This is a genomic window from Sphingomonas silueang, assembly GCF_040049155.1.
Taxonomy (GTDB): domain Bacteria; phylum Pseudomonadota; class Alphaproteobacteria; order Sphingomonadales; family Sphingomonadaceae; genus Sphingomonas; species Sphingomonas silueang.
In genome coordinates, this window is record NZ_JBDZDK010000001.1 from 53,168 (window position 1) to 66,402 (window position 13,235).

11 protein-coding genes are annotated in these 13,235 nt (G+C 72.2%); 3 read left to right on the forward strand and 8 right to left on the reverse strand.

Translation table 11 applies throughout. The features are described 5' to 3' along the window. Positions 1-125 precede the first annotated feature (125 nt). Together ABLE43_RS00225 and ABLE43_RS00230 are read left to right on the forward strand one after the other, a co-directional pair. Entirely contained in the window at positions 126-1,589 is a 1,464-nt protein-coding gene (locus ABLE43_RS00225; RefSeq protein ID WP_348976456.1) for an MFS transporter, read from the forward strand. Continuing rightward, positions 1,586-2,572: a serine hydrolase domain-containing protein gene (locus ABLE43_RS00230; protein WP_348976457.1), complete on the forward strand. Its 987-nt coding sequence runs from the start codon at positions 1,586-1,588 to the stop codon at positions 2,570-2,572. Before ABLE43_RS00225 ends, ABLE43_RS00230 begins: the two co-directional genes overlap by 4 nt. Before the next feature lie 104 nt (positions 2,573-2,676). Here the strand turns inward: ABLE43_RS00230 and dacB are convergent, their stop codons facing one another. After that, positions 2,677-4,035, reverse strand: a complete 1,359-nt coding sequence (dacB, locus tag ABLE43_RS00235) for a D-alanyl-D-alanine carboxypeptidase/D-alanyl-D-alanine endopeptidase (RefSeq protein ID WP_348976458.1) — start codon at positions 4,033-4,035, stop codon at positions 2,677-2,679. Positions 4,036-4,088: 53 nt separating this feature from the next. On the opposite strand from dacB, the gene ABLE43_RS00240 reads away from it, so the two are divergent. After that, positions 4,089-5,933: an amidohydrolase family protein gene (locus ABLE43_RS00240; protein ID WP_348976459.1), complete on the forward strand. Its 1,845-nt coding sequence runs from the start codon at positions 4,089-4,091 to the stop codon at positions 5,931-5,933. Here the strand turns inward: ABLE43_RS00240 and ABLE43_RS00245 are convergent. The 7 genes from ABLE43_RS00245 to ABLE43_RS00275 form a co-directional block, all read right to left on the reverse strand. Further along, a complete protein-coding gene (locus ABLE43_RS00245; protein WP_425475215.1) occupies positions 5,860-7,155 on the reverse strand; it encodes a dicarboxylate/amino acid:cation symporter in 1,296 nt (431 codons plus the stop codon). The genes ABLE43_RS00240 and ABLE43_RS00245 overlap by 74 nt on opposite strands. Then, positions 7,152-8,687: an N-acyl-D-amino-acid deacylase family protein gene (locus ABLE43_RS00250; protein ID WP_348976461.1), complete on the reverse strand. Its 1,536-nt coding sequence runs from the start codon at positions 8,685-8,687 to the stop codon at positions 7,152-7,154. Before ABLE43_RS00250 ends, ABLE43_RS00245 begins: the two co-directional genes overlap by 4 nt. Continuing rightward, entirely contained in the window at positions 8,684-9,634 is a 951-nt protein-coding gene (dgcA, locus tag ABLE43_RS00255; protein ID WP_348976462.1) for an N-acetyl-D-Glu racemase DgcA, read from the reverse strand. Before dgcA ends, ABLE43_RS00250 begins: the two co-directional genes overlap by 4 nt. Further along, positions 9,631-10,620, reverse strand: coding sequence for an N-acetyltransferase DgcN (gene dgcN, locus ABLE43_RS00260; RefSeq protein WP_348976463.1), 990 nt, complete (start codon positions 10,618-10,620; stop codon positions 9,631-9,633). The genes dgcA and dgcN overlap by 4 nt, the downstream gene beginning before the upstream one ends. A 34-nt stretch (positions 10,621-10,654) precedes the next feature. After that, positions 10,655-11,959: an L-fucose:H+ symporter permease gene (gene fucP, locus ABLE43_RS00265; protein ID WP_348976464.1), complete on the reverse strand. Its 1,305-nt coding sequence runs from the start codon at positions 11,957-11,959 to the stop codon at positions 10,655-10,657. Between the two features lie 112 nt (positions 11,960-12,071). Next, positions 12,072-12,419 (reverse strand): L-rhamnose mutarotase, encoded by a 348-nt coding sequence (locus ABLE43_RS00270; RefSeq protein WP_348976465.1) that lies wholly within the window; start codon positions 12,417-12,419, stop codon positions 12,072-12,074. Then, entirely contained in the window at positions 12,416-13,147 is a 732-nt protein-coding gene (locus ABLE43_RS00275; RefSeq protein ID WP_348976466.1) for an SDR family oxidoreductase, read from the reverse strand. Before ABLE43_RS00275 ends, ABLE43_RS00270 begins: the two co-directional genes overlap by 4 nt. Positions 13,148-13,235: the final 88 nt, after the last annotated feature.

Below are 13,235 nucleotides of genomic sequence, written 5' to 3' on the forward strand. Positions count from 1 at the left end.
CCAGCCCCCCGGCGGCCCCTGTCAGGCACCAATAAGCAACAAAATCGTCACATCGTGGAAGACCCTATCTTGCGCGACGCAACATTTCCCCGGAGCGTAGCGCGCAAGTGACAGTCGGGAGCCGCATGACGCAGGAAATCAAAGGCGTGGCGCCGCTCGACCGCGGGCTGCTGCCGCTGTTCGCGGTGCTGGGGTTCGCGGCGGGGCTGCCCTTCTACATGTTCTCGACCGTGCTGACGCTGCGGTTGCAGGCGCATGGCGTGGCGCTGGTGGTGATCGGCTTCTTCGCATGGGTGCAGCTGCTGCCGACCGCAAAGTTCCTGTGGGCGCCGCTGATCGACCGGTTCGATGTGCCCGGATTCTCGCGCTGCTGGGGCAAAAGGCGCGGATGGATGCTGCTGGCGCAGCTCGGCATCTTCACCGCGCTGGTCGGCATGGCGCTGACCGCCGACGACCACGACCTGTGGGTGACGGCGTGGTTCGCGGTGCTGCTCGCCTTCTGGACCACCACGCTGGAGATCGCCGCCGATGCGTGGCGCATTGAACTCGCCCCGGTTGCCGAGGTGCAGGGGCCGATCACGGCGGCGAACCAGTGGGGCTATCGCTCGGCGATGGTCGCGGCGGGGAGCGGGGCGCTGATCCTGGCGGACCGGGGCGGGTGGAGCATGGCCTATCTGGCGATCGCGCTCGCCGCCTTCGTGCCGTTTCCGCTGATCGCGGCAACCCGGGGGGAGGGGCCGAAGATCGGCGCGCTGCTCGGCGGGATCGCGGCGAGCGTGGCGATCCTCGGCGTCGTGGCGCTGATCGTCGGGGCGGTCGGCTGGGTGCTGCTGCGCGCCGGATCGGCGGCGGGGATCGACGGGGGGAGCAACGTCACCCCCTATGTGCTCGGCGCGTGCATGGTGCCGTTCGTCGCGATGGCGCTGGCGTTGCCGCGCATCCGCCGCGCGGCCCCGACCTCGCGGCTGCGCAGCTCGGCGGCGATCGGGCCCTATGTCGATTTCTTCCGCCGCTATGATCTGGCCGCGATCGCGCTCATGATATTCGTCTCGCTCTATCGCATGGGCGACGTGCTGGCGCTCAACCTGTCCAAGCCGATGATCCGGGGGCTGGGGTACAGCCTGACGCAGATCGGCCTTGCCGACAGCTATGTCGCGCTGGCGGCGGGGATCGTCGGGGTCACGGCGGGGGGATGGATGGCGGCGCGCTGGCCGATGCCGCGCGCGCTGGTGACAGCGGCGCTGTTCGCCGCGCTGGGCAATTTCGGCTTCGTCGCGCTGGCGCAGCTGCCGGTGGCGGAAGGCTGGCTCTACCTCGCCACCGCCGCCGATCAGTTCGGCAACGGCATGGCGGGGGCGGTGTTCGTCGTCTATCTCTCGATGCTGGTGAACCCCCGGTTCGCGGGCGCGCAATATGCGTTCCTGTCGGGCTTCGCCTTCCTGCTGCCCCGCTTGCTGGCGGGCGCGGGGGGCGGCATGGTGCTGGTGATGGGCTATGACGGGTTCTTCGTCCTCTCCGGCGTGCTGAGCCTTGCCGCGATCGGCTTCGTGCCGCTGCTCGGGCGGCTGCGCGCGCGGGACACGGCATGATCGACGCGGCGTTCGCGCTCGCCGGGCGTGCGGTAGCGGATGGGCGCATCCCCGGCGCCACGCTGGGCATGGTCGATGCGGCGGGCAGGCGGGAAGTGCGCGTTACCGGCGCGGCGGCGCTGGTGCCCGTGCGCGAAGGGTTGACGCGCGACCACTGGTTCGACCTCGCCTCGCTGACCAAGGTGATCGCGACCACGCGCATCATCCTGTCGCTGGCCGACGAAGGGCGGATCGATCTCGACGCGCCGCTGACGAGCGCCATCCCCGACCTGCGGCAATATGACGTCGCGAACGCGCCCGAGCGGCGGCTGAGCTTTCGCGACTGCCTGGCCCATCGCACCCACCTGCCCGCGGTGCATCCCGTCTATACCTATGGCGACGATCCGGCGCGGCTGCGCGCGTTCGTGCTGCAACGCGCGTGGGCGGCGGGACCGGCGGTCTATTCGGACATCAATTTCATCCTGCTGGGCATCGCGATCGAGCGGGTGACGGGGCGGGGGCTGGACGCATGGCCGCTGGGCGACGGCCTGTCCTATGGTCCGCCGCCGGGCCCGGCGGTCGCGACCGAGGCGTGCCGCTGGCGGGGGCGGGTGCTGCGGGGCGAGGTGCATGACGAGAACGCCCATGCGCTGGGCGGCGCGGCGGGGCATGCCGGGCTGTTCGGCACGGTCGACGGCGTGCTCGACTTCGCCGCCGGGCTGCTCGCCGACCGCGACGCGCTGGCGCAGGTGGGCGCGCGGCAGGCCGGGCATCGCACGCTCGGCTGGGAGTTGCGGCATCCCGGCTGGTCGGGCGGGCAGGCATGTTCGGCCAGGACGATCGGCCATACCGGCTTCACCGGTACCGGGCTGTGGATCGATCCGGCGCGCGGCGTGGCATGGACGCTGCTGACCAATAGGGTGCACCCCAGCCGCCATGCCGACAGCGGTATCTTCGAGTTGCGCCCGGCGGTGGGCGAGGCGGTGATCGCGGGGCTTGGGTAACAGCCGCACCGTTCGTGTCGAGCGAAGTCGAGACACCGTGCACAACGCATGCGGCACGTCCCTCGACTGCGCTCGGGACGAACGGGGAGGGGAAGGCGCGCGCGCTACCGCGCCGCCGCCACCGCCAGCAGCGCGGCATCGATCGCGGCGGTGGCCGACGTGCCCTCGGGAATGTCGTTGGCATAGGCGGCGAAGGTCAGCCGCCGTCCGCTGGCCGCGGTCAGCACGCCCGCCAGCGCGGTGGTGCCGCTCAGCGACCCCGTCTTGGCGAGCAGCCGCCCGTCGAGCGCGGTGCCCCGGAACCGCCGGGCGAGCGTCCCGTCCACCCCCGCCACCGGCAGCGTCTCCAGCCAGCGCGTGCCCCAGGGCTGCCCCTGCACCCAGCGCAGCAGCGCCACCATCGCACGCGGCGACACGCGGTTGTAGGTCGACATGCCCGAGCCGTCGGACAGGTCCCACGCGGTGCGCGGCACCCCCGCCGCCGCCATCATCGCCGCGATACGATCGATCCCGCCGCGAATCGACCCGCCGATCCGCCGCAGCAGCAGTTCGGCGTGGAGATTCTGGCTGACCTTGTTGGTCAGGCGGATGTCCTCGATCAGCGGGGCGGGCGCCGCCGTCGCCAGCATCGGCGTGGCCACGACCGGCTGGACCAGCGCGCCGTCCGCATCGGCCAGCGGGCGGTGCCGCACGTCGATCCGGCCCGTCACCGCGACGCCGCGCGCGCGCAGCATCGCTGCCATGCGCCACGCGGCATGGTGCGCGGGATCGTCGATGCCGACGCGGATCGTTTCGGTCCTGCCCGGTGCGATCGTGCCGGTCAGGCGCAGCAGGTCGCTGCCCGGCATCCGGTCGAAGCCGATCGCGGTGCGGGGGCCGGGCAGGATGCGGTTGTCGATCCGGTAATAGTCGCCGCCGGTCACGATCGCGCCGCCGCCGTCCGCACGGATGGTCAGCACGACCTCGTTGTCGTCGAGCGTCAGCGCCGAGATGCCGGTGCCCGATCGGGTGGGGATGTTGTTCCACCCCATGCCGGGCGACCAGCGCTGGTCGGGAAAGCGGCTGTCGTCCCCGATCACGTTGCGGATGCGCCGATGCTTCGCCGCCACCGCATCGGCCAGCGTCGCGAGGCAATCGACCGCGCAGTCGTCCGCCGAGGACAGCCGCGCGTCGCCCGCACCGACCAGGATCACATCGTCGCCCTCGATCCGCACGCCGGTCGCCGCATCGCCCGGCGTATCGAGCGGCAGCGCGGCCATGGCGGCGGCGGTGGTCAGGATCTTGGTGTTCGACGCGGGCACGAAGCGGTCGTCGGGCGCGATCGCGACCTGTTCGACGCCATCGGCATCGGCGACCACCAGCCCGATGCGCGTGCCCGGCGGGGCGGCGGCAAGCGCGCGGCATACGTCCGCCTCAAGCGTGGGATCGGGCGCGGCGAGCGACAGCAGCAGGGCGGCGAGCATGGGGCTATCCTATGATGCGCTGCGCATCGGGCAAGCGGCTTGTTCGCACGGCGATGCGGCGTACAACGGTCAGGATGATCGCCCGCCTGTGCCTGATGCTGCTCGCGCTGCTGCTGGTCGCCGCCGATCGGCCCGCGCCCGGACCGGCGGTGCTGATTCGCGGCGCGCGGGTGTTCGACGGCAGCGGGCAGGCGGCGCGGATCGCCGACGTGCTGATCGCGGGCGACCGGATCGTGGCGGTGGGTGCGCGGCTGTCGCGGCCACGCGGAAGCCGGGTGATCGATGCGCGCGGCCTCACGCTGCTGCCGGGGCTGCACGACCTGCACACCCATATGCGTTCCCCCGGCTATGGCGCACCCGACGACCTGGGCAAGGCCTGGGCCAGCCACCTGCTGAACGGCGTGACCGGCGCCAACGACTTCTCGCTGTCGGGCGAGATGCTGCCGCCGATCCGCGCGATCGTGGGCGGCGGGGAGGTGCCCGCGCCGCACCTCAACCTCGCGGTGCGGCTGGGGGTGCCGGGCGGGCATGGCACCGAATATGGCTGGGGCAGCTTCTTCACCCTGACCGCGACCACGCCGCGCGCGGCGCATGTCGCGATGCGCACCGCGCTCGCCTATCGCCCCGACGTCGTCAAGGTGTTCGCCGACGGCTGGCGCTATGGCCGCTCGCCCGATCTGGCGAGCATGAACGTGGGGACGCTGTCCGCCATCGTTGCCGACGCCCATGCGGCGGGGGTGCCGGTCATCACCCATACGGTGACGCTGGCGGGGGCGAAGATCGCCGCCGCCGCCGGGGTCGATGCGCTGGGGCACGGCATCGGCGATGCGCCGGTGGACGAGGAACTGATCGCGCTGATGCGGGCGAAGGGCGTCGCCTATATCCCGACGCTGGTCGTCTATGAGCCGCAGCAGGACCGGACCTTCCTGCCGCTCGAAACCGCGCATCAGGCGTTGGCGGAGCAGGCGGTCGAGGCGTCGCGGCGACCCGCCCCGATCCCGCAGGCGGAGGCGCGGCGCTGGGCCATCCTGCAGGCGAACGTCCGCGCGCTGCATGCGGCGGGCATCCGCATCGGGGTCGGCACCGATGCCGGGATCGGCGGCGTCTATCACGGGTCGAGCGCGGTGCGCGAGACGCGCTGGCTCGCGCGGCTGGGGCTGACCCCGGCGGAGGCGCTGGTCGCGGCGACGAGCGGTGCGGCAGCGATCCTGCGGCAATCGGATCATGGCCGCATCGCAGCGGGGCAACGCGCCGACCTGATCCTCACCGGGGGGCGGCCCGACATCGCCATCGACGACCTGCACGACCTGCGCCGCGTGTTCGTGGCCGGGCGCGAGGTCGCACTGGACGCGTTGCGCCGGCGGGTCGATTCGCCGGAGATGACGCCGTGGCCGGTACGGGTGATGCCCGGCCCGATCGACACCGGCGCGCGCGGCGACGGGCGCACCGATCTCGACACGCTGCCGGTGGAAAGCACCGAGCCGGGGACCGATCACAGTCGTCTCGACATGGTCCGCCCCGGCCCCCGCCTGTTCGCGGTCGCGCGGCTGGGCGCGGCGGAGCGGCCCTATGCCGCGATCGTGCTGCCGCTGACGCAAGGGGCGATCACCCTTGCCGACGCGCGCGACTTCACCGGCATCGCCTTCGACGCGCGCGGGGCGGGGGACTATGGCGTCACGCTCGACAGCTACGGGTTGCAGGGCGGGCAGGCGTTCCGCGCGCGCTTCGCCGCCGGGGCGACCCCCGCCGAAGTCCGCCTGCCCTTCAGCGCCTTTGCCAGCAGCGATCCCGACGCGCGGCTCGCGCTCGACCGGTTGCGCAGCGTCAGCGTGCGGCTGACGGGGGAGCCGGGGGGGCGGGCGTGGCTGGAACTGGCGCGGGTGCGCTTCTATCGCTGAGATAGGCGGCACGGTCGAAGCCGCCTTCCTGCCGCGCAACCGTCAGCGCCACCGCAAGGTTCGCGCTGGCCGAGGGCACCGTGCGCGTCATGTCGAGCAGCCGGTCGAACGGCAGCACCAGCCCCACGACCAGCGCGGTCCCCTCCGCGGGCACCCCCACCGCCGACAGCACGGCGGCAAGCATGAACAGCGAGGCGGAGGGCACCGGCGCGGTCCCGAATGCGGCCAGCGCACCGGTCAGCAGCACGGTCGCCAGCACCGGCAGCGTCAGCGCGACGCCGAACGCCTGGAGCGCGAAGATGGCGAGCAGCCCGACATACATCGCCGTCCCGTCCTTGCCGATGCTGGCGCCCAGCGGCAGCACCGTCGAATAGATCGGCCGCGCGATCCCCAGCTTCTCGCCCGCGATCCGCATCGCCACCGGCAGCGTGGCGGAGGAGGAGGCGGTGGAGAAGGCGACGAGCAGCGCCTCGCCGATCTTCGCGTAGAAATGGCGCACCGGCACGCGCGCCACGAAGCGCAGCAGCAGCGCATGAACCAGTCCCAGCTGCACCAGCGAGCCGAGCAGCACCGCCAGCGCCAGCCAGCCGACATGGACGAACACCGCCGCCCCGCCGCTCGCCACCGCATTGGCGATCAGCGCGAACACGCCGAACGGCGTCGCCTCCATCACCAGCGCGACGATTCGCAGCAGCACCGCCGACAGCGATTGCAGCAGCGTGGCGAACGGGCGGCCCGCCTCAACCGACAGCACCGTGCCGACCCCGGTCAGGATCGCGACGAAGATGAGGGCGAGCATGTCGCCCCTGGCCAGGGCATCGACGATGTTGAGCGGCACGATGCCGACCAGTTGCTGATACGGCGTGACGCCCGCCCCCAGCGCATGCGGCACCGCGCCGTCCAAGCCGATGCCGACGCCGGGCCGTACCAGCAGCGCGACCGCGATCCCCACCGACACCGCGACGAAGGTGGTCAGCGCGAACAGCGCGATCGTCCGCCCGCCGAGACTCCCCAGCCGTTTCGGATCGGCCAGCGAGGTGATGCCCGCGGCGATCGTCACCAGCACGATCGGGGCGACCAGCATGCGGATCGCGCGGACGAACAACTCGCCCAGCACCGCGACCGCCGGTGCCGCCTGCGGCCAGAGGAGTCCCAGCAGCAGCCCCAGCACCAGCCCGCCCAGCACCCGCCGCCACAGCGGGATCGCGAACCAGCGGCTCACCGACATCCGCCAGTGGGCGCATGCGGCAGGGCGCGCCCGGCGGCGACGCCGGTCGCGCGCCCGTCCGCCACCGCGACGCGCCCGTTGACCAGCACCGCGCGCACGCCGCTCGCCAGCCGGGTCGGTGCGCTGTAGGTCGCCTGCGCCGCATAGGTCGCGGGATCGAACACCACGACATCGGCATAGCGCCCGACGCCGATCCGCCCGCGATCAGTCAGGCCGAAGGTGTCGGCGGCGAGCGTCGCGCTGCGATCGACGAACTGGCGGAGCGTCAGCACATGATCGGCGCGGACGTATCTGGCGTATTTCCGCGCGAAGCTGCCATAGACGCGCGGATGGCCGGGCGAGGCGTCGGAACCGGTCATCACCCAGGGCTGGGCCATGAAGGTGGCGATATCGTCGGCACGCTGGTTGAACGACGCGACTGCCGGGTCCGCCACGCGGATCACCGCGATCGCGGCGGCGACCGGATCGCCGCCTCCCGCGACGGCGGCGAGCGTGCGGTCCTTGTGCGGCCCCTCCGTTATCAGCAGCTTGTCCGCGCCGCCGCGCTTGCGCAGGTTCTCGGCCATGTCGGCATGCAGCCGCGCCGCCAGCGCCGGATCGGCGAACCGCGCGAGCAATGCCTGCCGCCCGCCGTCCTGCGCCCAGAGCGGTACGAGCGACGCGACGAGGCTGGTGCCCGATGCGTCCCATGGATACTGGTCCGCCGTCACCCGCTGTCCCGCGGCGCGGGCGGCGGCGACCTTTGCGACGATCGCCGGGGCCTGTCCCTGCACATCGACGCCCAGCGCCTTGATATGGCTGATCTGCACCGGCACCCGCGCCTGCCGCCCGATCGCCAGCGCCTCGTCGATCGCCGCCGACAGCCCGACCGTATAGGAGGATTCGTCGCGGATATGGCTGTCGTAATGGCCGCCGCGCGTCCCCGCCTCGCGCGCCAGCGCCACCACCTCGTCGGTCGTGGCGAAGCTCTGCGGGGCGTAGAACAGCCCGGTCGACAGACCCAGCGCGCCCTCGCACATCGCGCGCGCGACGATCGCCCGCATCCGCGCCAGTTCGTCCGGGGTCGGCGCACGCCGCGCCATGCCGATCACCTGCTGCCGCACCGCGCCGAAGCCGACATAGGCGGCATAGTTGATCCCGACCGGACGCGCCCGCGCGCTGCCGAGTACCTTGCCCACCTCCGGATCGCCGCCGCCGTCGTTGCCGATGAACGTCGTCGTCACCCCCTGCATCAGGAACGGCAGCACGAGGCGGGCCTGCGCATCCGCGCCGGTCAGCATGTCGCCGACATGGGCGTGCGGATCGATGAAGCCGGGGGCGACGATCATGCCCTTCGCCTCGATCGTCCGCGCCGCGCGCATCCTGAGGCGGGGGCCGACCGCGACGATCCGGTCGCCGCGTATCGCGACATCGCCGGTGAACGGCTTCGCGCCGCCGGGATAGACGATGCCGCCCCGGATCAGCACGTCGACCGGCGCGGGCGCGGCCCCCAGCAGCAGCAATGCGGCGAGTGCGCCCAGTCTCATCCCCAGAACCCCCTGTCCGGCGCGCGCAGCCACCCGCCCTCGTCGCGCACGCCCCCGGCGCGATCCTGCGCCAGCCAGAGCGGCCCGTCGAGATCGACGAAATCGCTCAGCCCGGCGATGCGCAGCGCCGGGGCGATGCCGAGCGACGAGGCGACCATGCACCCGGTCATCACCCCCAGCCCCCGTGCCCGCGCCGCCGCCACGAGGCCGAGCGCGGCGGTGAGGCCGCCCGCCTTGTCGAGCTTCACGTTGACCACGGCATAGCGCCCGACGACCCGGTCGAGGTCGCCCGCGACATGCACCGATTCGTCCGCGCACAGCGGCACCCCGGCGTCGAACCCGGCAAGCGCGGCATCGTCGGTGGCGGGCAGCGGCTGTTCGATCAGCGCCACCCGCTGTTCCACCAGCACGTCGCGCATATGGCTAAGCAGGTCGAGGCTCCACCCCTCGTTCGGATCGACGATCAGCGCGGGCGAAGGCGCGGCGGCGCGCACCGCCGCGATCTGCGCTGCGGGATCGGTCGCGTCGACCTTGACCTTGAGCAGCGGGACATGGGCATGGGCCCGCGCGGCGGCGTGCATCGCCTGCGCCGTGTCGAGGACGACGGTGATCGCGCTCGCGACCTTCGCCGGTGCGGGCGGTGCCCCGGCCAAATCCCACAGCGCGCAGTCGATCGCGTTGCGCGCCGCGCCCGGCGGCAACAGGTCCTGCAGGGCATCGCGGTCGGCGCCCGCGTCGATCGCACCGGCGACCCCGGCGATCTGCGCCAATACGCTCTCGACGCTTTCGCCATAGCGGGCATAGGGCACGGCCTCGCCGCGTCCGATGCGTGTCCCCTCGGCGATCGTCGCGACCACCACGTCGGCGGCGGTCTTGACCCCGCGCGAGATGCGGAACGGGGTGTGCAGCGGCAGCCGCTCGTGCGCGGCGGACAAGCGGCGCATCACAGCATGTCGACGATCGTCGCCACCCCGAAGCGGAACGGATCGGTGCACGGCAGCCCCAGCTCCGCCGCGGTCTCCTCGCACAGCCGCCGCGCCGCGCCCTCGTCCAGCGCCGAGGTGTTGAGGCAGATGCCGACGCCGCGCACGTCCGGGCTGGTCAGCCGCGCCAGTTGCAGGTTCAGCGCCAGCGTCTCGGCAAGGCCCGGCACGCGCTGTCCGGGCAGGCCGCGCATGTGCGTGCGGCCCGGTTCGTGGCACAGCACGATCGCTCCCGGCTGGCTCCCGTGCAGCAGCCCCAGCGAGACCCCTGCGAAACTGGGATGGAGCAGCGATCCCTGCCCCTCGATCACGTCCCAGCCGGTGTCGCGCGGCGGGGTGAGCATCTCGATCGCGCCCGAGATGAAGTCGGCGACCACCGCGTCGACGGCCACGCCGCCGCCCGCGATCAGGATGCCGGTCTGGCCGGTCGCGCGGAAATCGGCGGCGACCCCGCGCGCCTGCAATTCGCGGGTGATCGCCAGCGTCGCATACATCTTGCCGACCGAACAGTCGGTGCCGACGGTCAGCAACCGGTTGCCCGGGCGGGGCCTGCCGTTGCCGACGACGAGGCGCGCGGGCGGATCGCGCACGTCGAACAGCTGCACCCCCGCCGCCCGTGCCGCCGCGACGAGGCGCGGTTCGTCGCGCAGCCGCTGGTGCAACCCCGATGCGACATGCATGCCGCAGGCGATGGCGGCCAGCGCATCCTCGACCAGTGCCTCCTCCAGCACGCCGCCCGCATTGGCGATGCCGAGCACCAGCGTCCTCGCGCCGCGTGCCGCGCCCTCGGCCATGGTCAGCCGCTCCAGCCCCAGCGTCAGCACGCAATCGTCATGCGCGAACTCGCCGACGCACGCCTCGGGGCGGAACACGGCGAGCCCGCGCGAGGTCTTGATCCCGATGCGGTCGTTGCAATGGCCGAGGTAGAGCAGGAACGGCGACGGGATCATGCGGGCCTCGTGGATGGCGTGTGTCGGCGCGATGCTATGCCGCCGCCGCGCCCGACGCCACCCTTGCCATGCGCAGCGCGAAGCCGAGCACCACCGCGAACGCCAGCGCCGGGATCAGCATCGCATGCCGGACGTCGATCAGCCCCATCAGCGGCGGGAATACCGCGCCGCCGATGATCGCCATCACGATCAGCGGCGCGCCCAGCGTCGCGCGCGGCCCCAGATCGCGCACCCCCAGCGAAAAGATCGTCGGGAACATGATCGACATGAACAGGCCGGTGAGCAGCAACGCCCCGATCGCAAGGGTCCCTCCGGCAAAGGCGGCGATCACCGTCAGCGCGACATTGGCGGCGGCGAAGGCCGCCAGCAGCCGCGTCGCCGCGATCCGCTGCATCAGCGCCGCGCCCGCCAGCCGCCCGAGCATGAACAGCAGCAGGCTGACCGACAGCAGATAGGCCGCCTGCCGCTCCGGCGTCGCCGGGCTCGCCGCCTTCACATAATCGACGAAGAAGCTCCACACGCCGACCTGCGCCCCGACATAGAAGAACTGCGCGACCACCGCGCCGCGTAGCGTCGCCACCCGCCAGACCGAGGCGATGCCGCCGCCCGCCCCCTCCGGCGCGGCATGCGGCACGGCGGGCAGGCGCACCGCCATGACGACGATCGCGATCACCGTGACCAGCGCGGCGAGCGCGAGATAGGGCAGTTGCACCATCTGCGCCTCGCTCACGCGATAGGCGTCGAGCGCGGCGGGGGTCATGGCGTCGAGCGTGGCGCGATCATGCTCGACGCCGGAGAAGATGAACAGCGCGCCGAGGCTGGGGGCGAGCGATCCGCCGAGGCCGTTGAACGCCTGTGCCAGGTTCAGCCGCTGCTCGGCACGCGCCGGATCGCCGAACGCGACGATATAGGGGTTGGCGGCGGTTTCGAGGAACGCCGCACCGGTCGCGATGACGAACAACGCGCCGAGGAACGCGCCATAGACGCGGGTCTCCGCCGCCGGATAGAACAGCAGCGCCCCCACCGCATAGCAGCCGAGCCCCGCGAGGATTCCCGCGCGATAGCCATGGCGCCGCATCACCAGCCCGGCGGGCAGCGCCATGACGAAATAGCCGAGGTAGAAGACGAACTGGACGAACCCGGCCTCCGCCCGGCTGAGCGCCAGCGCCTTCTGAAACTGGCGGATCAATATGTCGTTGAAGTTGTTGGCGATCGCCCAGAGGAAGAACAGGCTGACCACCACCGCGAACCCGGTCGCATAGCCCGGCGTGATGAACGGCGCGCGCCGGTCGCGCGGGCCGGGCGGCGGTGGAGCGGCGGTGATGGTCCGAATCGGCATGGCATCCTCTCGACCCGGCGGTGTCCGGGTTCCTGTCTGTCATCGCTGCGGCGCGCCGTCGATCCCGCCACGGGCCGTTCCCGCCCGGCGCATCGGGCGGGGCGGGGTGCGATCAAGCGTGGTCGGCGAGGGTGAAGACGGGGGTCATCGGCGTCCAGCGGCTGCCCGCCGGTGCCTGCGGCAGTGCGCGCTGGAACTCTCCCATCCGCGCCTCCCATGCGACGACCGCCGGATCGGCGGCATCGGCGGCGGCCTTGGCGGCGGGATCGAAGCCGGGTGCCGTCTCGATCAGCATCACCAGCCGGTTGCCGGTCCGGTGGATTTCCATCGCGGTGATCCCCGCCGCCCGGATCGACGCCAGCACCGGCGGCGGCACGTTGCCGGGGGCGTGCCAGCGTTCATATTCGGCGATCGCCGCCGCATCGTCGACCAGATCGAGCGTCAGCAGCGCCCGCGTCATGCGTTGGACCAGCCGCCGTCGATCACATGCACCGCGCCGGTGGTGTAGGACGACGCGTCCGACGCGAGATACAGCGCCAGTTCGGCGATCTCCTCCGCGCGGCCCAGCCGCCCCATCGGCTGGCGCGCGGTGAAGGACGCACGGGCGGCCTCGGCATCGCCGGTCGCGGCCATGCGTTCCTCCAGCGACGGCGACTGCACCGTGCCGGGGCAGATCGCGTTGCAGCGGATGCCCTGCGCCACATGGTCGACCGCCACCGCCTTGGTCAGGCCGATCACCGCTGCCTTGGACGCGGTGTAGACGAAGCGGTTGGGCACCGCGATCACATGGCTGGCGACCGACGACATGTTGACGATCGACCCGCCGCCCTGCGCGATCATCGCGGGCAGCAGCGCGCGGATCAGCCGGTATTGCGCGCGGACGTTGAGGTCGAACGAGAAGTCCCAGTCGGCTTCCCCGGTCGTCAGGATCGTGCCCGCATGGACGAAGCCCGCGCAGTTGAACAGGATGTCGACCGCGCCGACCCTGTCCGCGAACGCGCGGATCGCCTGCGCGTCGAGCAGGTCGACGACATGCCCCTCGCATCCCGCCAGCGTCGCCAGCGCGTCGGCATTGATGTCGACCGCCAGCACCCGCGCGCCTTCGCGGGCGAACAGTTCGGCGGCGGCGCGGCCGATCCCCTGACCCGCGGCGGTAACGATGGCGGTCTTGTTCGCAAGGCGGGTCATGGCTGCTCCCCGTCGGGAAGACGGCGGGCGTCCTGCACCGGCCCATGGCGGGATCCTAGCTTCAGCAGCGTCATGCGCCTTCCTCTCC

Excerpts from the sequence above, each read along its gene's own strand:
- ABLE43_RS00225 (WP_348976456.1), top strand. The coding sequence starts at position 126 with ATGACGCAGGAAATCAAAGGCGTGGCGCCGCTCGACCGCGGGCTGCTG.
- ABLE43_RS00230 (WP_348976457.1), top strand. The coding sequence starts at position 1,586 with ATGATCGACGCGGCGTTCGCGCTCGCCGGGCGTGCGGTAGCGGATGGG.
- dacB (WP_348976458.1), bottom strand. The coding sequence starts at position 4,035 with ATGCTCGCCGCCCTGCTGCTGTCGCTCGCCGCGCCCGATCCCACGCTT.
- ABLE43_RS00240 (WP_348976459.1), top strand. The coding sequence starts at position 4,089 with ATGCGGCGTACAACGGTCAGGATGATCGCCCGCCTGTGCCTGATGCTG.
- ABLE43_RS00250 (WP_348976461.1), bottom strand. The coding sequence starts at position 8,687 with ATGAGACTGGGCGCACTCGCCGCATTGCTGCTGCTGGGGGCCGCGCCC.
- dgcN (WP_348976463.1), bottom strand. The coding sequence starts at position 10,620 with ATGATCCCGTCGCCGTTCCTGCTCTACCTCGGCCATTGCAACGACCGC.
- fucP (WP_348976464.1), bottom strand. The coding sequence starts at position 11,959 with ATGCCGATTCGGACCATCACCGCCGCTCCACCGCCGCCCGGCCCGCGC.
- ABLE43_RS00270 (WP_348976465.1), bottom strand. The coding sequence starts at position 12,419 with ATGACGCGGGCGCTGCTGACGCTCGATCTGGTCGACGATGCGGCGGCG.
- ABLE43_RS00275 (WP_348976466.1), bottom strand. The coding sequence starts at position 13,147 with ATGACCCGCCTTGCGAACAAGACCGCCATCGTTACCGCCGCGGGTCAG.